The organism is Mycolicibacterium cosmeticum (genome assembly GCF_000613185.1).
Classification (GTDB): domain Bacteria; phylum Actinomycetota; class Actinomycetes; order Mycobacteriales; family Mycobacteriaceae; genus Mycobacterium; species Mycobacterium cosmeticum.
The window spans coordinates 3,068,791-3,091,279 of the sequence record NZ_CCBB010000001.1 but is presented as its reverse complement, the minus strand read 5'-3'; the positions used below and the strand labels follow the sequence as shown (position 1 = coordinate 3,091,279).

At 68.1% G+C, this 22,489-nt stretch carries 23 protein-coding genes; 6 read left to right on the top strand and 17 right to left on the bottom strand.

Features of this window, described 5'->3' with window-relative positions:
* The first annotated feature begins 52 nt into the window (after positions 1–52).
* Positions 53–529 (top strand): hypothetical protein, encoded by a 477-nt coding sequence (locus BN977_RS14935; protein WP_109790134.1) that lies wholly within the window; start codon positions 53–55, stop codon positions 527–529.
* Here BN977_RS14935 and BN977_RS14930 read toward each other — a convergent pair.
* From BN977_RS14930 to abc-f, 3 genes are all read right to left on the bottom strand, one after another.
* Complete coding sequence (locus BN977_RS14930; protein ID WP_024452358.1) at positions 510–3,428, bottom strand: MMPL/RND family transporter; 2,919 nt, start codon at positions 3,426–3,428, stop codon at positions 510–512. The two genes, BN977_RS14935 and BN977_RS14930, sit on opposite strands and share 20 nt — an antisense overlap.
* Positions 3,425–3,871, bottom strand: a complete 447-nt coding sequence (locus tag BN977_RS14925) for an MmpS family transport accessory protein (RefSeq protein ID WP_024452359.1) — start codon at positions 3,869–3,871, stop codon at positions 3,425–3,427. The genes BN977_RS14930 and BN977_RS14925 overlap by 4 nt, the downstream gene beginning before the upstream one ends.
* A gap of 111 nt (positions 3,872–3,982) precedes the next feature.
* Positions 3,983–5,632 carry a ribosomal protection-like ABC-F family protein gene (gene abc-f / locus BN977_RS14920; protein ID WP_036398060.1) on the bottom strand — a complete coding sequence of 550 codons (1,650 nt, stop codon included), beginning with the start codon at positions 5,630–5,632 and terminating at the stop codon, positions 3,983–3,985.
* Positions 5,633–5,680: 48 nt separating this feature from the next.
* Here abc-f and BN977_RS14915 point away from each other — a divergent pair, with 48 nt between their 5' ends.
* The 3 genes from BN977_RS14915 to BN977_RS14905 are packed head-to-tail and all read left to right on the top strand — an operon-like array spanning position 5,681 to position 7,782.
* The gene (locus tag BN977_RS14915; protein ID WP_024452361.1) at positions 5,681–5,932 is read left to right on the top strand and encodes a hypothetical protein; all 252 of its coding nucleotides are present in this window, start codon (positions 5,681–5,683) and stop codon (positions 5,930–5,932) included.
* Between the two features lie 37 nt (positions 5,933–5,969).
* Positions 5,970–6,674: an alpha/beta fold hydrolase gene (locus BN977_RS14910; protein ID WP_024452362.1), complete on the top strand. Its 705-nt coding sequence runs from the start codon at positions 5,970–5,972 to the stop codon at positions 6,672–6,674.
* A 46-nt stretch (positions 6,675–6,720) separates the two neighbouring features.
* Positions 6,721–7,782, top strand: a complete 1,062-nt coding sequence (locus BN977_RS14905; RefSeq protein WP_036398058.1) for a sodium:calcium antiporter — start codon at positions 6,721–6,723, stop codon at positions 7,780–7,782.
* 48 nt (positions 7,783–7,830) lie between these two features.
* Here BN977_RS14905 and BN977_RS14900 read toward each other — a convergent pair whose 3' ends face one another.
* The 6 genes from BN977_RS14900 to xylA all read right to left on the bottom strand — a co-directional run bounded on the left by BN977_RS14900 (position 7,831) and on the right by xylA (position 13,433).
* A complete protein-coding gene (locus tag BN977_RS14900) occupies positions 7,831–8,304 on the bottom strand; it encodes an ATP-binding protein (protein WP_036399190.1) in 474 nt (157 codons plus the stop codon).
* 40 nt (positions 8,305–8,344) lie between these two features.
* Positions 8,345–8,848, bottom strand: a complete 504-nt coding sequence (locus BN977_RS14895) for a hypothetical protein (protein ID WP_036398056.1) — start codon at positions 8,846–8,848, stop codon at positions 8,345–8,347.
* A gap of 102 nt (positions 8,849–8,950) precedes the next feature.
* Positions 8,951–10,216: a sugar ABC transporter permease gene (locus tag BN977_RS14890; protein WP_036398054.1), complete on the bottom strand. Its 1,266-nt coding sequence runs from the start codon at positions 10,214–10,216 to the stop codon at positions 8,951–8,953.
* 10 nt (positions 10,217–10,226) lie between these two features.
* The gene (locus BN977_RS14885; protein WP_036398052.1) at positions 10,227–11,012 is read right to left on the bottom strand and encodes an ATP-binding cassette domain-containing protein; all 786 of its coding nucleotides are present in this window, start codon (positions 11,010–11,012) and stop codon (positions 10,227–10,229) included.
* Positions 11,013–11,019: 7 nt separating this feature from the next.
* Complete coding sequence (locus tag BN977_RS14880; RefSeq protein WP_024452367.1) at positions 11,020–12,108, bottom strand: sugar ABC transporter substrate-binding protein; 1,089 nt, start codon at positions 12,106–12,108, stop codon at positions 11,020–11,022.
* 101 nt (positions 12,109–12,209) lie between these two features.
* Positions 12,210–13,433 (bottom strand): xylose isomerase, encoded by a 1,224-nt coding sequence (gene xylA / locus BN977_RS14875; RefSeq protein ID WP_036398050.1) that lies wholly within the window; start codon positions 13,431–13,433, stop codon positions 12,210–12,212.
* 79 nt (positions 13,434–13,512) lie between these two features.
* On the opposite strand from xylA, the gene BN977_RS14870 reads away from it, so the two are divergent.
* Positions 13,513–14,622 (top strand): ROK family transcriptional regulator, encoded by a 1,110-nt coding sequence (locus tag BN977_RS14870; protein ID WP_036398048.1) that lies wholly within the window; start codon positions 13,513–13,515, stop codon positions 14,620–14,622.
* Here BN977_RS14870 and BN977_RS14865 read toward each other — a convergent pair.
* Genes BN977_RS14865 through BN977_RS14840 form a run of 6 tightly spaced genes read right to left on the bottom strand, consistent with a single transcriptional unit; the run spans position 14,589 to position 19,958 of the window.
* Positions 14,589–15,623, bottom strand: a complete 1,035-nt coding sequence (locus BN977_RS14865; RefSeq protein ID WP_036398046.1) for a LacI family DNA-binding transcriptional regulator — start codon at positions 15,621–15,623, stop codon at positions 14,589–14,591. The two genes, BN977_RS14870 and BN977_RS14865, sit on opposite strands and share 34 nt — an antisense overlap.
* Positions 15,620–16,276, bottom strand: coding sequence for a nucleoside/nucleotide kinase family protein (locus BN977_RS14860; RefSeq protein ID WP_234709568.1), 657 nt, complete (start codon positions 16,274–16,276; stop codon positions 15,620–15,622). The genes BN977_RS14865 and BN977_RS14860 overlap by 4 nt, the downstream gene beginning before the upstream one ends.
* Positions 16,273–17,193, bottom strand: a complete 921-nt coding sequence (locus tag BN977_RS14855) for a PfkB family carbohydrate kinase (protein ID WP_036398044.1) — start codon at positions 17,191–17,193, stop codon at positions 16,273–16,275. Before BN977_RS14855 ends, BN977_RS14860 begins: the two co-directional genes overlap by 4 nt.
* Positions 17,171–17,950, bottom strand: coding sequence for an ATP-binding cassette domain-containing protein (locus BN977_RS14850; RefSeq protein WP_036398042.1), 780 nt, complete (start codon positions 17,948–17,950; stop codon positions 17,171–17,173). The genes BN977_RS14855 and BN977_RS14850 overlap by 23 nt, the downstream gene beginning before the upstream one ends.
* Positions 17,947–18,951 (bottom strand): ABC transporter permease, encoded by a 1,005-nt coding sequence (locus BN977_RS14845; protein ID WP_234709567.1) that lies wholly within the window; start codon positions 18,949–18,951, stop codon positions 17,947–17,949. Before BN977_RS14845 ends, BN977_RS14850 begins: the two co-directional genes overlap by 4 nt.
* 8 nt (positions 18,952–18,959) lie before the next feature.
* A complete protein-coding gene (locus BN977_RS14840) occupies positions 18,960–19,958 on the bottom strand; it encodes a substrate-binding domain-containing protein (protein ID WP_024452375.1) in 999 nt (332 codons plus the stop codon).
* Positions 19,959–20,190: 232 nt separating this feature from the next.
* Here BN977_RS14840 and BN977_RS14835 point away from each other — a divergent pair, with 232 nt between their 5' ends.
* Entirely contained in the window at positions 20,191–21,084 is an 894-nt protein-coding gene (locus BN977_RS14835; protein WP_036398040.1) for a serine hydrolase, read from the top strand.
* A 14-nt stretch (positions 21,085–21,098) separates the two neighbouring features.
* On the opposite strand, the gene BN977_RS14830 is transcribed toward BN977_RS14835, so the two are convergent.
* Together BN977_RS14830 and BN977_RS14825 are read right to left on the bottom strand one after the other, a co-directional pair.
* The gene (locus BN977_RS14830) at positions 21,099–21,605 is read right to left on the bottom strand and encodes an FBP domain-containing protein (protein WP_306372236.1); all 507 of its coding nucleotides are present in this window, start codon (positions 21,603–21,605) and stop codon (positions 21,099–21,101) included.
* 202 nt (positions 21,606–21,807) lie between these two features.
* Positions 21,808–22,425, bottom strand: a complete 618-nt coding sequence (locus tag BN977_RS14825; RefSeq protein ID WP_234709566.1) for a TetR/AcrR family transcriptional regulator — start codon at positions 22,423–22,425, stop codon at positions 21,808–21,810.
* Positions 22,426–22,489: the final 64 nt, after the last annotated feature.

Genomic DNA, 22,489 nt, shown 5'->3' with positions numbered 1-22,489 from the left:
TCCACGCAGATACTTAGATCAGGTAATGGTCTGGTGAGCGCGAGGGGCGACCGTGAATCTCTGGGGTGATCTGACGATCCTCGACGGACTGCTGGCGCTGGGTTTGGTCGGCTGTGTGTACGTCTACATCCGCCGGTTGGAGAACCGCACCCCGGCGGCACTGGGCGAGCAGGTCGGCGCCCACAAGGCGATCCTGGCCAAGCTGCGCCGCCGCGAACCGATGACACCGGCCGAGTTCGAGTACGCCACCGAACTGGTCGAGGACGCCCGCTCACCGCTGGCGTACGCGATTCCCGCCGTGCTGTTCAGCTGCGGGTTCTTCTACGTGGTCGGCTGCCTCTACGAGTTGCACGTGCACGGCGGCAATCCGTCGTTCCGGACGTTCATCGGCGGTATCCCGATGCTCAGCTCGACGAACATCTTCGGGCAGCTGCGCCGGGTGGCCCGGCACCAGAACAAGCTGCCCGACATCGAGATCGTGGACGAGGCCGGCGCCGACACCCGACGGCTCAGTTCTCAGACGGCCTGACCCGCTGCGGCGCTGCCGGGTCGCCGTCCTCCCACAGCAGCAGCTGACGCACCGACGCCCGCGAACCGTAGGGCTGCAGCATCTGGCTGGCGGGCCGGGGCCGTACCCGCAGCGGCCACCAGAACCACCGCCCGAGCAGGGCCGCGATGGCCGGTGTCATGAACGACCGCACGATCAGGGTGTCGAACAGCAGGCCCAGAGCGATGGTGGTGCCGATCTGACCCAGGATCCGCAGATCGGCGAAGATGAACGAGGCCATGGTGGCCGCGAACACCAGACCGGCCGCCGTCACCACGGCACCCGACCCGGCCATCGCCCGGACGATGCCGGTGTTCAGGCCGGCCCCGATCTCCTCCTTGAACCGGGAGATCAGCAGCAGGTTGTAGTCCGATCCCACCGCCAGGAGCAGGATCACGGCCAACGCCAACACGATCCAGAACAGCTCGACCCCGAAGATGTCCTGCCAGATCAGCACCGACAACCCGAACGAGGCGCCCAGCGACAGGGCGACCGTGCCGACGATGACGAACGCCGCGATGATGCTGCGGGTGATGAACATCATCACCAGCAGGATCAGCGACAGCGCCGCGATCCCGGCGATCATCAGGTCGTACTTGGCACCGTCGGCGATGTCCTTGTAGGTGGCCGCGGTACCCGCGATGAAGATCTTGGACCCGCCCAGTGGCGTCCCCTTCACCGCCTCCTGCGCGGCGTGCCGGATCGCGTCGATATGCGAAATGCCTTCCGGTGTCGCGGGATCGCCCTCGTGGGTGATGATCATCCTGGCCGCCTTGCCGTCCGGCGACATGAACAGCTTCATGCCCCGCACGAATTCGGGGTTGGAGAACGCCTCCGGCGGCAGGTAGAAGGAGTCGTCGGTCTTGGACGCGTCGTAGGCCTGGCCCAGCGCTGTGGCGTTCTGCAAGGCCGCCTGCGTCTGGTCGTTGATCCCCGAGGTCGTCGCATAGTTGGTCAGCGTGAGATCGCGGTTGGTCTCCTGACTCTGGATCTGCGGCGGGATCAGCGCCAGCAATTTCGGTTGCAGCGCATCCAGTTTCGCGATGCTGCCGGCGACATTGCCCAGTTGGTCGGTCAGCGCGTCGATACCGTCGAGGGCGTCGAACACCGAGCGGATGGCCGCACAGGCCGGGATGTCGAAGCAGTGCGGTTCCCAGTAGAAATAGTTGCGCAGCGGGCGGAAGAAGTCGTCGAAGTTGGCGATCTTGTCACGCAGATCGTTGGCCGTCGCCACGGTCTGTGCGAACGCCTTGGCCTGCTCGTCGGTGACCGCACCCGACTGTTGTTGCAGCGCATACTGCTGACGCAGCACGTCGATCGAATTGTTGATCACGTCAACCTGTTTGAGCAGATCGGAGCCACGGGCCTGCTGGAACGGCAGGTTGTTGATCTGGGAGGCGCTGCTCGCGCTGATTTGGAACGGGATGGAGGTGTGGTCCAGTGGCGTGCCCAGCGGCCGGGTGATCGACTGGACCTGCGCGATGCCGTCGGTGTGGAAGACGGCCTTGGCGACGCGCTCCAGCAGGATCATGTCGGTGGAATTGCGCAGGTCGTGGTCGGCCTGGATCATCAGCAGTTCCGGGTTGAGCCGCGCCTGCGAGAAGTGCCGTTCCGCGGCGGCGTAGCCGACGTTGGCCGGGGCGCCGGCCGGCATGTAGCCCTTGGCGTCGTAGCTGGTCTTGTAGTTGGGCAGGGCGATCAGGCCGATCAGGGCGATGGCCACGGTGGCCACCAGGATGGGCCCGGGCCAGCGCACGATCGCCGTTCCGATCCGCCGCCAGCCCTGGGTCTGCAGCCGGCGCGCGGGTTCGAACAGCCCGAAATGCCTGCCGATGCTGATCAGTGCCGGGGCCAGGGTCAGTGCGGCCACCACGGCGACCAGCACGCCGGTGCCGGCGGGGATGCCCAGGCTCTGGAAGTACGGCAGCCGGGTGAAGGTCAGGCACATCACCGCACCGGCGATGGTCAGTCCGGAGCCGAGGATGATGTGTGCGGTGCCGTGGTACATCGTGGTGAACGCGGCCACCCGGTCCTCGCCGGCATACCGGGCTTCGTGGAACCGGCCGAGCAGGAAGATCGCGTAATCGGTGCCCGCGGCGATCACCAGCAGGGTCAGCAGGTTGGTCGAGTACGTGGACAGCTCGATGATGCCCGCGTTGGCCAGCACCGCGACCACGCCGCGCGAGGCCGTCAGTTCGATCATCACCGTGAAGATCACGAAGAACACCGTGCTGAGGCGGCGGTACAGCGCGAAGAGCATTACCGCGATCACCCCGATGGTGATCAGGGTGGTCTTCAGGGTGCCCTGCCTGCCGACCTCGAACTGGTCGGTGACCAGGGGCGCGGCACCGGTGACGTAGACCTTGAGGCCGGGCGGGGGCGGCGTGTGGTTGACGATGTCGCGGACGGCGTCGACCGACTCGTTGGCCAGCGACTCACCCTGGTTGCCGGCCAGGTACACCTGCACCAGCGCGGCCTTGCCGTCGGAACTCTGCGAGCCGGCCGCGGTAAGCGGGTCGCCCCAGAAGTTGTCGATGTGTTCGACGTGCTTGGTGTCCTCGGACAGCTTGCCCACCAGGCCGTCGTAATAGTGGTGGGCGTCGGCGCCCAGCGGTTGGTCACCCTCCAGCACGATCATCGCCGAGCTGTCCGAGTCGAACTCCTGGAAGACCTTGCCGATCTGCTTGCTGGCTTGCAGCGACGGCGCGTCCTGCGGGCTCAGTGACACGTTGTGCGCCTCGGCGACCGTCTCCAGCTGCGGCACGAAGACATTGGTGACGACAGCCAGGCCGAGCCAGAAGAACGCGATCAGGACGGAGTACTTGCGCAGGAAGTCCGGGATCCCGGGGCGAGCGGAGCGACGGGGGGAAATACCGTTCATCCGGATTTGTCCAGGCAGTAGGTGAGGGCGTTCAGGGTGTTGACCGTTCTCTCGTCCTTGACCGCGTCATCGATCGTGATACGGCAGCCGATGGAGTCACTGTTGCCCTGGGCGGTGACGTTGACGAAGACGGCCGGCTGGGTGGTCGTCGTGTCGTAGGCCCAGGGCAGGGTGACGTCGTCGGCGCGCTGCGGTTGGGCGTTCACGTCCAGGTAGGTGATGGTGGCGACGGTGCCCGGCGGACCGAACACGTCGATGACCACGTGTTTGGGGTTGAACGGCACGATGTCGTTGTCCGCGCCGCTGGGCGTGGACGTGACGTCGTGCGAGGCGAAGATGCCGTGCAGCCGGAACACGGCGAAACCGGCCACCGCGACCACCACCACCGCCACCAGATACATCCAGCGTTTTCCCAGCTTTCTGCGCAGGGAAACCCGTTGCATCCGTGAGCCTTTCATGTGCAGTGTCAGGCGCTGACGGTAGCGGCTTTTAGGACGGCTAATCAACTAGGTTGACGGTACGACACCGGGCCGGGCATCACAACCGTTGACGACTCAGCCGACGTCGCTGACCCGGCCACCGTCGACGTGCCAGGACCGATCCAGGCGGATGTTCTGCAGCATCCGCCGATCATGGGTCACCAACAGCAGGGTGCCGTCGTAGCTCTCCAGCGCCTGCTCGAGTTGTTCGATGGCGGGCAGGTCCAGATGGTTGGTCGGCTCGTCGAGCACCAGCACGTTGGTCCCGCGGGCCTGCAGCAGTGCCAGACCCGCCCGCGTCCGCTCCCCCGGCGACAACTCGGCGACCGGGCGCTCCACGTGATCGGCGCCGAGCCCGAACTTCGCCAGCAGGGTCCGCACGTCGGCGGTGGACCAGGCCGGCATCCGCTGTTCGAAGCTGTCGACCAACCGCTGCGCGCCGGCGAATTCCGCCCGCGCCTGATCGATCTGTCCGATGGCCACGCTGGCGCCCAGGCTCGCGCGGCCGTCGTCGGGCCGCCGCCGCCCCAGCAGCACGCTCAACAGCGTCGACTTGCCCGCCCCGTTCGGGCCGGTGATGCCGATCCGGTCACCGGCACCGACCTGGAGCGACACCGGGCCCAGCACGAAATCCCCTTGCCGCACAACGACGTTGTCGAGGGTGGCCACCACGGAACTGGACCTCGGCGCGGATCCGATGGTGAACTGCAGCGTCCACTCCTTGCGCGGCTCGTCGACCTCCTCCAGGCGGGCGATGCGGCTCTCCATCTGGCGCACCTTCTGCGCCTGCTTCTCACTGGACTCGGTTTGCGCCCGGCGCCGGTTCTTGTCGTTGTCGGGTGCCTTGCGCATGGCGTTGCGGACACCCTGGCTCGACCATTCCCGCTGGATCCGCGCGCGGGCCACCAGGTCCGCCTTGCGTTCGGCGAACTCCTCGTACTCCTCGCGCCGGTGCCGCCGGTTGACCTCGCGCTCCTCCAGATAACTCTGGTAGCCACCGCCGTAGACGGTGGTGGTGTGCTGCGCCAGATCCAGTTCGGCAACCCGGGTGACGGTGCGGGCCAAGAACTCTCGATCATGGCTGACCAGCACCACGCCGGCCCGCAGCTCCCCGACGAAGCGCTCCAGCCGGGCCAGGCCGTCGAGATCCAGATCGTTCGTCGGTTCGTCGAGCAGCACGATGTCGAACCTCGACAACAACAGCGCGGCCAGCCCGACCCGGGCCGCCTGTCCGCCGGAGAGCGCCGTCATCGGCGTCGAGTCGGGTTGCAGCACAGCCGAATCGAGCCCCAAATCGGCCAGCACCGCGGGCAGCCGGTCGTCCAGGTCGGCCGCGCCGGTGGTCAGCCAGTGCTCCAGGGCGGCCGCGTAGGCGTCCGCGCTCGCCGCGGAGTCGTCGAGCGCCGCCGCCGTGGCCTCCATCGCCACCGTCGCGGCGGTGCACCCGGTCCGGCGCCCGATATAGCCGGCGACGGTCTCGCCAGGAACCCGTTCGTGCTCCTGGGGCAGCCAGCCGACGAAGGCGTCCGTCGGCGCGACGCTGACGGTGCCGGCGAGCGGCTCGAGATCATGGGCCAGGATCCGCAGCAGGGTGCTCTTGCCGGCGCCGTTCGCGCCGACCACGCCGATCACGTCGCCCGGCGCCACGGTGAGATCCAGATCCTCGAACAGGGTGCGGTGCGCGAACCCACCGGCCAAGCCCTTCGCGACGAGCGTTGCGGTCATGGCCCTATCGTCGCAGGGCGCCGCCGCCGAGTTCGCTACGGTCGAAATATGTCTGATTCTGTTGTGAACGGCCCCATCGACGACGTCGCTCCCGGCGATGTCATCGCCCTCGACCGCGGTACCGGTGCGCGGGAGTACAAGGTGGTGCACAAGGAGTCCGTCGATCACGGTTTCCTGATCACCGTGGAAGGCGGCGACGGCACGACATCCCAGCTCGAGCTGCCGGCGGGCACCCAGGTCGTGCGGACACTGGAATCCAAATGGGAGTCCGCCCAGAGCCCGACACCCCATTCGGACTAGGCGTGTCGAGCGGCACCGAGGCGGGCACCCCGAACCGGTGAACACTGTCGAGTACGCACCGCGCCGGTGGGCCGACGTGCTGGGCGAACCGGCACAGCCGACGGCCCTGCTGTGGCACGGCACGCAGACCGATTCCCGGGCGGCGGTGCGCCCGCTGGCCGCGGCGCTGGCCGAGCGGGGCATGGGGGTCATCGCGCCGGACTGGGACTCGCACGCCCCCGACGGCGGACGGGCCGACCTGCTGCAGTCGGTGGACTTCGCGCGGCGCCGGGTCGGTGCGGCCGCCCTGACCCTGATCGGCTGGTCGCTGGGCGGGGCCGCGGCGGCGGGGCTGGCCCTGAGGGCCTCCGATTTTGGCGTGCCGGTGGCGCGGGCGGTCTGTCTCGGCGGTGCCTTCATGGTGGCCGACCCGATCTCCGGCGGGCCCCCGCTGGACGGGGTGACCCCAGCCGCCAGCCGGCCACCCATGCACCTGTTCGTCGGTACGCGTGACGACGTGGTGCCCGCGTCGGCGGCGACCGAGTTCGCCGCGGGGCTACGCGCCATCGACTGGCCGGTGGAGATCGTCGAGTTCGACGCCGATCACGGGTCGATCGCCGGTGCGCGGTACGACCCACAGCGGGATCGGTACGAACCGGCCGACGACCCGGCGACGCGCGCGATCGTCCGACGGGTGGCGGCCCGCATCAGCGATGTCGTGCACCGTCCGCTGCCGGGTGTACGCGGCCCCGCGCCCGGGTAGCCACCGATGGTTCGCCGGCCCTGTCACGGTGCAGAGGGGAGATCGAGTGTCTGGATGGCCGCTGTGGGCGCTGGTGATCGCCTTCGTCGCCGCCGCAGCGGCGGTGTGGGTGGCCGGTTTCTCGCTGTCCAACCAGACCGACGTGCTGTCGGCGCGCTTCGACCTCGGATCCGCGCTGGGTGGGCTGATCCTGCTGGCGATCGCCACCAACCTGCCCGAGATCGCCATCGTGGCCAGCGCGTCACTGTCCGACAATCTCGGCGTGGCGGTGGGAAACATCCTGGGCGGCATAGCCATTCAAACTGTGGTGCTGGTTGCCCTGGATGCCTTCGGGGTTCGCGGGCAGCGACCCCTGACCTATCGCGCCGCCTCGCTGGTGCTGGTGCTGGAGGCGCTGCTGGTGGTGGCGGTGCTGGCCATCGTCATCGCCGGGACGCAACTGCCCCCTTCCCTGATCGCACTGCACGTCACCCCGGCCGCCCTGCTCATCGCGCTGACCTGGGTGGCGGGCCTGGTGCTGTTGCGACGCGCCGGCAAGTGGCTGCCGTGGCACGAGTCCGGGCAGCCACCCGACGGGCAGGAACACCCGCGCGGGCAGAGCACCGCCGAGCGGGTGCGCAAGCAGAACATCGGCACGGCGAAGTCGGCGGGAATCTTCGCGGTCGCCGCGGGGGTCACCCTGGTGGCCGGTGTCGTGCTGGAACGCAGCGGTGATGCCATCGCCGACCATGTCGGCCTGTCCGGCGTGCTGTTCGGCGCCACCATTCTGGCGGCCGCCACCTCCCTGCCGGAGCTGTCGACCGGCCTGGCTTCGGTGCGTATCGGTGACTACCAGCTGGCCATGTCGGATATCTTCGGCGGCAACGCTTTTCTGCCCGTGCTCTTTCTGATGGCCACGGTGATCTCGGGCCATGCGGTGTTACCGCAGGCGCAGCACACCGACATCTACCTGACCGCGCTGGCCATGGTGCTCACCCTGATCTATGCGACGGGGCTGCTGTTCCGCCCGAACCGGCGCTTCGCCAGGATGGGCGTGGACTCGCTGACCGTCCTCCTCGTGTACGCCGTCGGCGTCGCCGGCCTGTTCGCCATCGCGCGCGGCGGTTGAGCGACAACGCCGTTCCCGCATGGACTGGTCGCGACTGAGCCGCGACTCCTATGGCGCGGGCCTGGGTACCCATCCCTGTGGAAGCGCCACCTCCCGTGCGATGGCCGCGAGGCGGTCGGCCACCTCCCCGCGGGGCCGGTCGGTGTCGACGACGTGCGTCGCCGACTGCCGCAGTAACGGCTCGATCTCGGCGATGTCCGCGGCGATGCGGCGCCGTTCCGCTTCGGTTTTGCCGAACGGGTTGTCGGTGCGTTCGCGGAGCCGGTCGAAGATCACCGCCGTCGGCGCGGTGAGCAACACGACCGCGTCGAACCGGTGGTAGAAGTCGACCTGGTTGGCGACCGTGCCCTGCACGAACAGCGGGGCATCCCGGGCCCGTGCCAGCAGCGCGTCGATCAATGGTTCACGCCAGAGCGGCTCGCCGGCCACGATGTGAATCCAGCCGTCATCGTCGGTGTCGACGGTTGCGAACCCGCGGCGGCTCAGTTCGTCGAGCGCCGTCGTCTTTCCCACTCCCGACATCCCGGTCACCAGGACCGCGGGATGCCCTGTCACGGAAACCTCAGGCGTCGCAGAGACCGGCGGCCTTCTCCTCGGCGATGATCTGATGCAGTGGCTGGCCCAGGTGGGCGGCGAAATCTTTGGTGGCCCGCATGTTCCACACGCCCTGCTCGTAGACCATGAAGCGCACCCCCTGCACACCCTGGCCGATCATTCGGACGACGGCCTGTCCGTCGTCCTCCATCTGCAGGCCCGACACGTTGAGGCGCGGACCGGGCTTCTTGCAGGTCTCGTAGAAGGTCACGAAGTCGTCCTGCGAGATGCCGGCGCGGACATCCTCGGTCATCCGCTCCCACACGGTCCCGAAGTCGCCGGCGGTGAAGCTGTCGACGATGCTCTGGGCGGCGACGGTGGCCGCACCGAGGGTGACCGAGGCGCCGCCCGCGGTTTCTGCGGGATAGGCAGCGAGGCTGGGTGCGGCGGAACCGGCGGTACCGTACACGCCGCAGGCCGTGCACATGGCCGCCACGGCCGCCGCCGCACAGGACGCGAGGACCGACTTCATGGCGGGCAGAGTAGTTGGGATTGCCGGCCGATGCAGGCCGAACGGGCCACAGCTATCCGAACGGACGGGCCGGCGGCGGGCCGGTGTGCGCTGCCCGGGCATTCAGGCCAGGCCCGTCGCCGACCGTCGCCGCCGCGAGATCGCGTCGACACTGGCCGCCAGGAGGAGCACCCCTCCGGTGACCAAGAAGTTGATGTAGGACGACTGGTTGAGCAGTCCCAACCCGTTGGCGATGGTGGCCACCACCACCCCGCCGATGACGGCGTCCAGCGCCCGGCCCTTACCGCCGAACAGGCTGGTCCCGCCGATGACGGCCGCGCCCACGGCGTACAACAACACGTTGCCCGCACCCGAGGAGGCCGACACCTTGCCGCCGTAGGACGCGGCGATGATGCCGCTGAGCGCGGCGAGCGACGAGCACACCACGAACACCGACATCCTGATGCGGGCGACGTTGATCCCGGCCCGGCGCGCCGCCTCGGCGTTGCCGCCCACCGCGTAGATGTGCCTGCCGTAGGAGGTCCGGTTGAGGATCACGCTGAGCACAATCAGCAGTGCCCCGACGATCGGCAGGACGTACGGGATGCCGCGGATCTCCACATTCGGGTTCACGCTGCGGTTGAGGTTGAGCACATAGGCCACCCCGAGCGACACCACCGCCACCCCGGCGATGCGGGCGATCACCACACCGATCGGCGGGTGCACCAGGCCGAGGGTGACCTTGGTGCGGTGCCGGTACAACTCCAGGCCGGTGAACCCGACCACGATGAGCACCGCGAACAGCCACCCGGCGGTGACCGACATGTTGTCGATGGTGATACCGCGGATGACCGGATCGTCCACCCGGATCGAGCCGCCCTCGCCGATGAGCTTGAGGGTCACCCCCTGCAGGCCCAGGAAGAAGGCCAGTGTCACGACGAACGACGGGATGCCGAGCTTGGCGCGCAGCAGGCCGATCGCCAGGCCGATCACCGCACCGCACAGCAGGCCGGCGAGCACCCCCGCCCACCACGGCCAGCCATGGTTGACGATGGTCAAACCCATCGCGCATGCGGATACACCGCCGGCCACGCCGGCGGACAGGTCGATATCGCCGAGCAGCAGGACGAACACCAGGCCCATGGCCAGCACGCAGATCGACCCGGCCTGGGTGACCAGGTTGGCCAGGTTCAGCGCCGAGGTGAAGCGCTCGTTGGCGATCCCGAACACGATGAACAGCACGATCAGGCCGAGTACCGCGGGCAGCGATCCCATATCGCCGCCGCGGACCCGGCGCAGGTAACTGCGTACCGCGTCGCCGAACGACTCGTCGACGCGGGCGTCGGCGGCGAAGTCGGCGTCGGCCAGTTTCGGATTGAGAGTTGTCATGCGGCGGTCCTCACATCGACTGGGCGGCTTCGGCCGGCGCCAGGCCCAGGCTGCCGGAACGACCCGCGGTGATCAGCTCGACCACCTGGCTGTGGCTGACCTCGGCGGCCTTGACTTCGGCGGCCACCCGGCCGAGGTACAGCGCGCATATCCGGTCGGCGACCTCGAACACGTCGTTCAGGTTGTGCGAGATGAACACGACGCCCACCCCCTGATCGGCGAGCCGGCGCACCAGGTCGAGCACCTGCCGGGTCTGCGCCACGCCGAGAGCGGCGGTGGGTTCGTCGAGCAACACCACCTTGGCGTTCCACAGCACCGACTTGGCGATGGCCACCGTTTGCCGCTGACCACCGGACAGGCTGGACACCGGTTGGCGCACCGACTTGACCGTCCGCACCGACAGCGACGAGAGTGCTTCGCGGGCAAGCGATTCCATCTTCGCTTCGTCGAGCGCACCGTGGCGTTTGAGCTCACGCCCGAGGAACATGTTCGACACGATGTCGAGGTTGTCGCACAACGCCAGGTCCTGATAGACCACCTCGACGCCGAGCGCCGACACATCGTTGGGCCCGTGCACCGTGACCGGATCGCCCTGGAACACATAGGTTCCGGTGTCCAGCGGGTAGATCCCCGCGATGGCCTTCACCAGAGTGGACTTGCCGGCGCCGTTGTCCCCGACCAGGGCGGTGACCTCACCGGGGTATACCTGGAAGTCCACGTCGTGCAACACGTGCACGACGCCGAAACTCTTGTTGACACCGCGGAGTTCGAGGATGGGCGCGTTCGGGACGGACACGATGCCCCTAGAGCCCGGCGGCGCTGCACGCCGCCGCGAACTGCCCGGTGCAGACGTCGGCCTTGGCCTGTCCGCCGTCGTCGAACACCACCTTCACGGTGTCCTTGGTGATGGATTTCGGCGTCAGCAACACCGACGGCACGTCCCTGTTGCCCTTGTCGTCACGAGATGTGCTGTTGGTCTTGGGTTGTTCGCCCTTGGCCAGGGCGATCGCCGCCTCCGCGAGCGCGCCGGCCTCTTCCTTCGCGGATTTGTAGACGCTCATGCACTGGGTGCCCGCGAGGATGTTCTGCAGTCCTTCGACGGTCGCGTCCTGGCCGGTGACCGGCACCTGCCCGGCCCGGCCGTTCTTCTCCAGGATCGAGATCACCGACCCGGCGAGGCCGTCATTGGCCGCGTACACGCCGTCGACCTTGCCGTCGGCGGCGGTGTACATCTGCTCGAAGATGGTGACCGCCTTGTCGTTGTCCCAATCCGGCACCGCCTGCTCGGCCACCACCTTGATCGACGGCACCTTGTCCACCACCGAGTGCGCGCCACCGGTGAACAGGGTGGCATTGTTGTCGGTGGGAGATCCGTTGAGGAACACCACGTTCGACGGCTTGCCGGCGAGGCAGTCGACCAGCCCCTGGCCCTGCAGCTGCCCCACCTTGTTGTTGTCGAACGAGACGTACACGTCGGCCGAGCCGCCGAGGGTCAGGCGGTCGTAGTCGATGGTCTTGACACCCTGACTGGCGGCCTTCTGCTGGATGGAGGCGCCGCTGTCGGAGTCCAGATTGACCAGGGCGAGCACCGTGACGCCGTCGGCGATCATGCCGTCGGCGATGGTGGCCATATTGTCGGCGGATCCCTCGGCGTTCTGGATCGAGTACGGCACGCCGGCGGCCTTGAAGGCGGCCTCCAGCGCCGGGCGGTCCTTGGATTCCCAGCGGACCGACGACTTGGTGTCGGGCAGGATGACGCCGATCTTCTGGCCCTTGGCGTCGCCGCCGCCTCCCCCGGCACTGCCGCCGCTGCCGCCGTTACTGCCACACGCGGTGAGCGTGAGGCCCGCGCCGACGACGACGGCGAACATCAGCCCGCTGATTCGCTTCATAACCGCCCCTCATGACATCCGCCGATCTCTCGGCCTTTTGTTGTTTCGGACAACTTATAGCGTGACGTGCGTCACGTCCAGCGGGTTGGTGCCATTGGTGTTCAGCGCGCGCCCATCAGATGTTCGATGGCCAACTGGTTCAACCGGACGAAGCCGAAACCCTTGGCCCCGAAATAGGAATCCGCGTCGAAGTCCTCATACGCCGAGCGGTCGGCCAGCAACTCCCGGTAGGTCTCGCCGGCGCCCAGGGTGCTGCGCCGCAACTCGTCGACGCGGGCGGCCCGGCGGGCCTCGGCAACTTCGGGGTCGGCGCGGAAGGCCGCGGCGCGCTGCTTGAGCAGCAGATACATCCGCATGTTGGCCGCCGCCGAGGCCCACACCCCGGTGTTGTCCTCGGTGCGGCTGGGCTTGTAGTCGAAGTGCCGGGGCCCGGTGTAGCTCGGCCCGCCGTCCACGCCGCCGTGCTCCAGCAGGTCCACCAGTCCGAAGGCGTTGGCCAGGTCACCGTGGCCGAACACCAGGTCCTGGTCGAATTTGATGCCGCGCTGGCCGTTGAGGTCGATGTGGAACAGCTTGCCGGCGTACAGGGCCTGACTGATGCCGTGCACGAAGTTGAGCCCGGCCATCTGCTCGTGCCCGGTTTCCGGATTGACACCCACCAGCTCGGGGTGGGCGAGGGTGTCGATGAAGGCCAGGGCATGCCCGACGGTCGGCAACAGGATGTCACCGCGTGGCTCGTTCGGCTTCGGTTCGATGGCGAACCGCAGGGGGTACTTCTGGTCGATCACGTAGTCGCTCAACAGGTTCAGCGCTTCGCGGTAGCGCTCGAGCGCCGCTTGCACATCTTTGGCGCTGTCGTATTCACTGCCTTCGCGACCGCCCCACATGACGAACGTCTCGGCGCCGAGTTCGGCGGCGAGGTCGATGTTGCGCAGGACCTTGCGCAGCGCGAACCGCCGGACGTCGCGATCATTGCTGGTGAATCCGCCATCCTTGAACACCGGGTGGGTGAACAGATTGGTGGTGACCATGGGCACGACCATGTCGTTGGCCTGCAGCGCCGCGGTCAGCCTGGTGATGGCGCGCCGCCGCTCGTCGTCGCTGCTGCCGAACGGGAACAGATCGTCGTCGTGGAAGGTGAGACCGTATGCGCCCAGTTCGGCAAGCCGTTCCACGGCCTCGACCACATCGAGGGCCGGCCGGGTGGCCACCCCGAACGGATCGCTGGCGGTCCAGCCGACGGTCCACAGGCCGAAGGAGAACTTGTCCGAGCGTTTGGGCGTGAGATCGGCCGCTGCGGTGGCGGCGGATTCGAGGATCGACATGGCGTGCTCCTGAAACTGGATTTGTTGCTTGGCCGAACATAAGATGTGGCGCAGACCACTGTCAAGGGAGGATTCGCGGATGGGGATCGGCACCAACACCGACGATGTCCGGCGGCGGAACCTGTCGGCGGTCCTCACGCTGGTGCACCGCGCTCGCGCTCTGAGCCGGTCCGAGTTGACCCGCCGGACCGGGTTGTCCCGCTCGACGGTCAAGGACCTGGTGGAGGAACTCGCCGATGCCGGCCTGATCGAGGAGTCGCAAGCGGCGCCGGCCAGTCAGGTCGGCAGACCCAGCCCCATGGTGCGCCCGCAGACCGGCACCCTGGCGATCGCGGTGAACCCCGACACCGATGCCGTCACAGTCGGTTTGGTGGCCCTTGGTGGCACCGTGCTCGACGTCACCAGGTACCCGACTCGCGGCGTTCCCAGCGTGCGCGACACCGTCGCCATCACCGCCAAGGCGGTGAGCCGACTCGAGCGCAACTTGGACCGGACCCAGCGCGTCACCGCGATCGGCGTGGCGGTTCCCGGTCTGGTACACGCCCCGACCTCGGTGGTCCGGCTCGCCCCCAACCTCGATTGGCACGACGAGGCGTTGGGCCAGATGCTCGGCACCGCAACCGGATTACCGGTCTTCGCGGCGAACGACGCCAACCTCGGTGCGATCGCCGAACACATTTTCGGAGGGCATCCCGCTGCCCAGCACATGATCTATGTCAACGGCGGCAAGAGCGGGATCGGCGCCGGGTTCGTGGTGGCCGGTGAACTGCTCGAAGGTGCGGCGGGCTACGCAGGCGAACTGGGCCACACCTATGTCGGCGGCGCCGGACCGTGTCACTGCGGACGCATCGGCTGCCTGGAAACCGAGGTCAGCGAGTCGAGCCCGAAAACGCCTGCGCACCAGGCGCAATACCTCGGCATCGCGCTCGGCAACGCGATCAACCTGCTCAATCCGAACCTCATCGTGCTCGGCGGGTTCCTCGGGTCCTTCCCGGCGCAGGCAGCCGCGGCCCTGGCGACCGCGATCACCCGGCATTCCATGCGGGTGCCCAACGAACAGGTCCGCATCGTGCCGGGCACCCTGGGTTCGGACACGCTGATGATCGGCGCCGCCGAGGCCGCGTTCGCCTCACTGCTCGCCGACCCGGCCGGGCATTACCGGTCTGCAATCGGGGACGCGATCGGCTGAGGCGTCGTGCATCCGCACGAATTGCGGTGATGCAACGTCGTCGGCACCCGGATGTGTTGCGGGACAGCGTCATCGCCACGCATCCGGCGCAGCAGCAGTTCGACCGCGGTGGCGCCGATGGTGTCGACGTCCTGCGCCGCGGCGGTGAGCCGCGGTTCGAACAAATCGGCCCATTCGAAGTCGTCGTAGCAGACGAATGCCACATCGCCCGGGATCGACAAGCCCAGCACGCGAAGGGCTTTCAGCGCCCCGATCGTCATGGCGTTGTTCAGCGACACCAGCGCGTGTGGCCGGTGCGCCGTCGACATCAGTGCATGCACCTCGCGTTCGGCCACCTCCGTGCTGGAGGCACCGTCGAGCACCAGCGCGGGGTCCACCTCGATACCGTGGTCCGCCAGCGCCGCACCGTAGCCGTCGAAACGCTCGGTGGTGGACGAGATTCCGGCCAACCCACGCAACACCGCGATGCGGCGGTGCCCGAGTTCGAGCAGGTGCTCGGTGAGCGCGCGGGCCGGGGCGACATTCTCCGGGCCGACCTGGTCGCACCCGATGTCGACGCCACGGTCGATCAGCACCAAAGGCGTTCCGGTGCGGGTGATATCGGGCAGGGTGAGCCGTTCCGACCCGGCGGCCGGCGCCACGATCATGCCGTCCACCTGTCGGTCCAGCAGCGAGTCGGTCACCCGCTTCTCCGACTGCAGCTCATCGTGCGAATCACCGACGATCAGGACGTATCCGGCCGCGGAGAGGGCCCGCTCCACCGCGTGCACCAGGCTGTTGAAGTACGGGTTGGTCAACGCGGAGATGGACAGTCCGACGGTGTGCGTGCGCCCGGCCGCCAGCGATCGCGCCACGCCGTTGCGCCGGTACCCGCTCTGCTCGATGGCGGCCTCGACGCGCAGACGGGTGGCGGTGTTGACCTTGCGCGTGCCGTTGAGCACATGCGAGACGGTGGACGCGGAGACGCCGGCGATGCGGGCGACATCTCCCATGGTGGTCATGGCAGGCGCACGATGCGGTCGGCGCGGCCGGCGGTCGACTCGATCAACTGGGCGTTGCGCTCATCGGACCCGAGGGCCCAGAACTCGGCTTCCTCGGGCGACTTCCCGTACGCCTCATGGCGACGCAGCAGCCGCGTGTGGCGCACCTCGGTGTCGGGCGCCAAGAACCACACCTGGTCGATGTGGGCACGCGCCGCCGGCCACGCATTGCCTTCCAGCAGAAGGTAGTTGCCCTCGGTGACCACCAGCGGCACGGTGGACGGCACCGGAATCGCCGAGCCGATCGATTCCTCGAGGTCTCGGCGGAACCGGGGCGCGTACACCACCGGATCGCCCACCCGCTGCGCCCGCAGGGTCGCGATCAACCGGGCATACCCGCCGTCGTCGAAGGTGTCGTGCGCGCCCTTGCGGTCCCGCCTGCCGAGTTCGATCAGGACTTCGTTGGCCAGGTGAAAACCGTCCATGGGCACCAGCACGGCGACGTCCGGGCCCAGCGCTTCGACGAGTTGTTGCGCGACCGTTGACTTCCCGGCTCCCGGCGCGCCGGTGAGACCCAGGATGCGGCGTTCGCCGGGAACGGCGAGCGCCTTGGCCGCCTCGATCAACTGGTCCAAAGTGGCGTCCTGGATGTGCACGCCCTGCTCGATGGTCACCGTTCTCGCTTTCGAGTCTGTTCGGGTTGCAGTTCGCGCAACCATGCCCGCGGCCCGACCACCGAACACCGCAGTGCCGCCACCCGGGCGCAGCGATCGATGCGGTCGGCGACGCTGCCGTCGAACCGGGTGGCGAAGTAGCAGTATGCACCGTGGAAGGCATCGCCGGCGCCCAGCGTATCGACCACCGTCACCGGTTGCACCGGGACGGATCCCGAGTCGCCGCCGGACCACCACTGCACGGGAGCACCGCCGTGCGTCGTCACCACGGTGCGGACCCCGCCGCCGACCAGTGTGGCGGCGGTCGCGGCCGTGCCGTCGGCACCGGGTGTTCGGAAATCGTTGGAGCACACCATGTCTGTCGCATGCGGGATGAGGTCGGTCATCACCGGTTTCCACCGGCCGGCATCGACGACGAGGGTGGTGCCGCCGGCATCCGCCCGCCGCGCCGCGGCGACGGCAAGGCGGGGGTGGTGCCCGTCGACCAGCACCACGTCGGCGGCGGCGACCAGGTCCTCGAGGTGGTCCGGCGCTGCGGCGTCGGAGGTCACCGCGTCGAGCGAGATGACCGATCGGTCGCCCGTCGACTCCAGCACCGCCACCGCCGACACCGGCACCGCACGGGTGCTGCCCGCCGCGACATCGACGACGTCGACACCGTACGCCGCGAGATCGGCGCGGATCAGATGCGCCACCGGGTCGTCACCGAGGGCGGTGACCAGGATGGCGTAGCCACCCAAGGCCGCGAAGGTGACCGCCGCGTTGGCGGCCGGCCCGCCCGCGGCGACGAACTGGGCGCCCGCGGTGATCTTCTCGTTCACCGCGGGCGGTTTCGCGATGCGGTGGATCACATCCAGGGTGGCCAAGCCGACGAAGACCCCAACCGGGGCCTTCTCAGAGGCCGGCGCGTTCCTCATCGGTCGGCTCCTCCGCACCGGTCATCAGCGCCACCACTTCGGACATCGAGCGCTTCTTCGGATCGACCACGCCGGCCCGCTGCCCCAGCCGGTGGATGTGGATGCGGTCGGCCACCTCGAAGACGTGCGGCATGTCGTGGCTGATCAACACCACGGGAATGCCGCGGTCACGGATCGACCGGATCAGGTCGATGACCTGTCCCGACTCGCGGACACCGAGGGCGGCGGTCGGCTCGTCCATGATGATCACCCCGCGGCCGAACGCGGCGGCCCGCGCCACCGCGACGCCTTGACGTTGCCCGCCGGACAACGTCTCCACGGCCTGGGCGACCGACTTGATTCCGATCCGCAGATCGGTCAGGTGCTGCGCGGCCTCCTGGCGCATCCTTCCGGTGTCGAGCCGGCGGAACAGGCTTCCCGCCAGGCCTTTTCGCCGGATCTCCCGGCCAAGGTAGAGGTTGGACGCGATGTCGAGCGCCGGGACCACGGCGAGGTCCTGGTACACCGTCTCGATACCGGCGGCGCGTGCATCCCTGGTGTTCTTGAACGACACCGGCGTGCCGTTCATCAGGATCTGGCCGGCGTCGGGAATCACCGCGCCGGCCAGCGCCTTGATCAGGCTGGACTTCCCGGCACCGTTGTCGCCGATGACCGCGAGCACCTCGCCCTGTCGGAGCTCGAAATCGGCCCCGTTGATCGCCGTCACGTGGCCGTACCTCTTGACCAGGCCGCGCGCTTCGAGAGCCGGTGCGCTCATTGTGATCTCCTGCGGGCGAATTGGTCGACCGCCACCGCGACGATCACCAGGATGCCGGTGGCGATGTTCTGGTAGAGACTGTCGACGCCGGCCTGGGTGAGACCGTTGCGCAGCACGCCGACGATCAGCGTGCCCACCAGGGTGCCCACCACGCCGCCGCGGCCGCCGAACAGGCTGGTGCCGCCGATGACCACCGCGGTGATCGTCTCCAGGTTGGCGTTCTGGTAGGCGTTCGGATCCGCGTTCGGGATTCTGCCGAGCGCCGCCCACGCGGCGATCGCGGCGATGACACCCGTGGCGATGTAGACCGACAGCAACACCCGGCCGGATTTGATACCCAGCAGATCCGCCGCCTGCGGATTGCCGCCGACCGCGTAGATGTGTTTGCCCCAAGCTGTTTGGGACAGCGCGTACCACATACCGAGGTACACCAGCAGCATGGTGACCACACCGAAGGTGGTCGAGAACGACCCGATCCGGAAGGAGGTGCCCAGGAAGGTGAGCGGCCCCTTCTCCACCCGGTAGGTCTCCGAGCCCGCCAGCAGCCGGGTGCCCGCCAGGATCGCGGTGAAGGTGCCGAGGGTGACGATGAACGGCGGCAGGCGCAGGGTGGTGACCAGCCCGCCGTTGATGGCACCGAACAGGACGCACACCAACAGCGTCGAGCCCAGCGCCACCACCGGCCCGTAGGCACCCGCGCTCTGGGCCATCACGATGGTGCCGAACACCGCGACCGCACCGATGGACAGGTCGATTCCGGAGGTGAGGATGATCAGCGTCTGACCGACGGCGAGGATGCCGACGACCACCGACTGCTGCAGGATCAGGGAGACGTTCTGCGGGTTGAGGAACGAATCCGAGATCGCGCTGAAGATGACGATCGCGATGACGAGCGCCACCAGCGGGCCGACCAGCGGTTCACGCAGGAGGGTTCCGACGTTGAACCGGCCGGCCGCCGGCGGCGTGGCCGTCAGATCGGTTGCGGGAGCACCGGTGCTCACGGTCGACCTCAGCCCCAGCAGTTCTGTTCGCCCCAGGCGGTGTCCTTGGAGTCCAGCCCGGCCACCGGCTTGTCCGTGATCAGCTGCGAGCCGGTGTCGTTGAATCCGCTGGGCTTGGTGCCGTCCTTGGCGAACTTCACCACGGCCTGCACACCCAATTCGGCCATCTTGGCGGGGAACTGCATCACGGTGGCGCCGATCTTTCCGGACTTCACGTCGGCCACGCCCGTGCAGCTGCCGTCGATCGACCCGATGGTGATCTGGCTTGCGCGGTTGGCGGATTGGATCGCCTGGTAGGCGCCGGCGGCCGCGGGTTCGTTGATGGTGTAGAGCGCGTTGATGCCCGGGGCGCGCTGCAGGATGTTCTCCATGGCGGTCTGGGCCTTGGTCTGATCGCCGTTGGTGTTCTCCCGGCCGACGATCTCCGGCGAGTTGTTCGTGATGCCGAAGCCTTCCAGGAATCCGTCGTGCCGGAAGGTGTCGACGGTGCCACCCGGGGTGCCGTCCAGCATGACCACCTGAGGCGGCTTGTTGGCGAGGGCGGCGCGCACCCACTTGCCCTGCGTGACGCCGGCGGCCTTGTTGTCGGTGGCGAAGGTCGCGTCGACGGCGTCCTCCGGATCGGTGGCCGTGTCCAGCGCGATGACCACGACGCCGGCGTCGCGCGCCTTCTTGATCGCGTCGAGCACACCGGTGGACGAGTTCGGGGTGATCAGGATGCCCTTCACGCCCTTGCCGACCATGTTCTCGATGGCCGCCACCTGGCCCTCGTTGTCACCGTCGAAGGCGCCCGCAACGGCGATCAGCTCGGCGCCGTCCTTGTCGGCCTGGGCCTTGGCGGCCTCACGCAGCTTGACGAAGTACGGGTTCGAGTCGGTCTTGGTGATCAGGCCGACCTTGATGCTGTCCGAGCCCGAACCGCTGCACGCGGTCAGGCCGAGGACCAGCGCTCCCGCCGCCAGAGCCGCCCCGACCACCTGGCTGCTTTTCCTGCGCATTCCGACCATCTGGACTCCTTTGTCCCCGGTGCAACGCCGAGCGCGCCGCGTGTTCTGCTGGAGCTTAGGACGCAGGCAAGCGCTTGCGCATGCGCTTGCGCGAATTTGTCGGGATGGATTTAGGGCAGGGCTGCGCGCCCGGCGCCGACCTCGGTGCGGTCTGGTTAAACCGGCTAAGTTGGGGAAACCTGAGCGGGGGCGGCGTGGCCCTGCTTCGCGGATCAGCACTGGGAGGACAGCTATGCGTCAGCGGCCGAATTGGGCGATGACCACACTTGCCATCGCCTGCGCGGCAGTGCTGGTGAACGGGTGTGAAGCGGCGTCGGGAAATGCGTCACCGGCCGCGCCGCAAGGACCCGCCGTCGTCGCCGAGGCGCCGCCGGACGAACCGACGGTGGCGCTCGACGGGCTCGATGCCCGAATCCGGCAGGCGACCGTCGACGCGGCCGCGTCCGGGGCCACGATCGAAGCCGTTGTGCTGGACCGCAACACCGGCCAGATGGTCTCGAACGGCAGTAACAAGCCGTTCCCCATCGCCTCGGTGGTGAAGCTGTTCATCGCCGATGACCTGCTGCTGCAGGAGTCGCAGGGCAAGACGAAACTGACGCCCGCCGACCACAGCTCACTGGACACCATGCTGCGCTCCTCCGATGACGGTGCGGCCCAGATGTTCTGGGATCGCAACGGCCGCAACGCCGTCATCGCCCGCGTCGTGGCCCGGTACGGATTGGGGGCGACGACGGCACCGTACAACGGGCACTGGGACGTGACGCAAAGCACCGCAAGCGATCTCGTCCGGTACTACGACATGCTCCTGGACGGCACCGGCGGCCTGCCGCCCGAACAGGCCGACCTCATCATCAACGACCTGGCGCAATCCACGCCGACGGGACTCGACGGGTACCCGCAGCGGTTCGGCATCCCCGAGGGGCTGCCCGCCGAGCCGGTTGCGGTGAAGCAGGGCTGGTTCTGCTGCTGGAACGGCAGCAATCAGTTGCACGTGTCGACGGGCGTGATCGGGCCCGACCGCCGCTACGTGATGGCGATCAGCTCGCTGGAACCCGGCGACGCCGCCGCGGCCCGCGCCACCATCACCCAAGCCGTCAGGACGATGTTCCCGGGCGGCAGGATCTGACGCGGCGCGCGCCGTCAGTCCTCCGTCGAGAGCACCTTGTCGACGAAACCGTGCACCTTGCGCCGCAACTCGTCGATCCGCTGTTCGCGTAGCCGCTCGAGATCGGTTTCCTTGTGATAGGCCGGCGGCAGCTGCCGCACATGACGGGAGCAGCCGAAGTTCGCGCAGATCAACGTGCCGATGGTGTCACCCTTGCGGCCCGCTGCGCCGCCGCGCCGGACGGTGTAGAGCACCGCTTCATCGGTGAGGTTGACGTCGTTGCACCACGTGCACATGGCGCGTCCCCGCGGCCTGACGGCGGCGCGGGTCAGCAGCAGCGCGATCGGTCCCTCGGCGCGTTCGACCACGAGGTAGGCACGGCGCGGGATCTTGGGGTCGGCCCAGCCGTAGTACTCCAGTTTGCCGAAGTCGACGGCATCGAAATCCGCGGCGAAGCTGACCTTCTTGACCTCGCTGCGGGTGGCGCTGCGGAAGGCACCGAGGATCTGGGTACGGGTGTAGGAGTCCATTGGTGAATCCATCCAGGAAGGGGAACCGCACGCGGGTGCGGTCCAGAGGAGTGAGGGTACGACTGCGCCGCCGGCCCAACGGGTCGGCGACGGGGCGCGGTCATCTGATGTCGGCGCGAGCGCCGACGACCTCCTCCACTCGGATGTTCACGCTGCCAAAGATACCGACCGAAACCCTTCAGGGCCAAGCGCGCCCAGCACGCGGCGGTCTCTCCTAGTCAGCGGGGTTGATCAGAGCGATGGCGCTGCGGACGGCTTCTTCGGTCACCGCGGCCAGGGGCTGGTCATGTTCTACGGTGTGCGCTGTCAGTTCCCGAAGGCCGCCGATCAGCAGCACAGCGCGCGCGTGGGGCACGGGTTGGATACCGATGGCCTTCAATTCCTGGGTGTCACTGAGTGTGCGAACCAGTTCGACGAAACGTTCCATCGCCATGCGTTGGAGCGAACGCGCCGATGGACCCAAGGCGGGCACGTCGCGGATCCAGGCAAGCGTGAGGGGCCGCCGCCGTTCAGCCCAGTCGAACCAGGTTTCCACTGCTTGGCGTACCTGGGTCTGCCATGGCGCGGCCGCGTCCACCGCAGCAGCCACTGCCGCGAGGTTGGCGTCATTGGCCTCCGACAGCAGGGCGACCAGACACGCTTCCCGGTCGGAGAACTCGGCGTAGAACTTCGACTTCGACGTGCGGGCCCGACGCACGACATCGGCGACCATCGTGTTCGCGTAGCCGACCTCGGCGATGGACTCCGCCATCGCTTCCAAGATCCGTCGGCGATAGAACAAGGGGTCACCGCCGGGAAGCCGGGCGCGCCCGGGTACCGCCACTGCGTTCACTTCGCGTCCTTTCTGCCGGTGCCGATCGTAGATCCACACAAGCCAGCTCCGGTACATTCGTGTA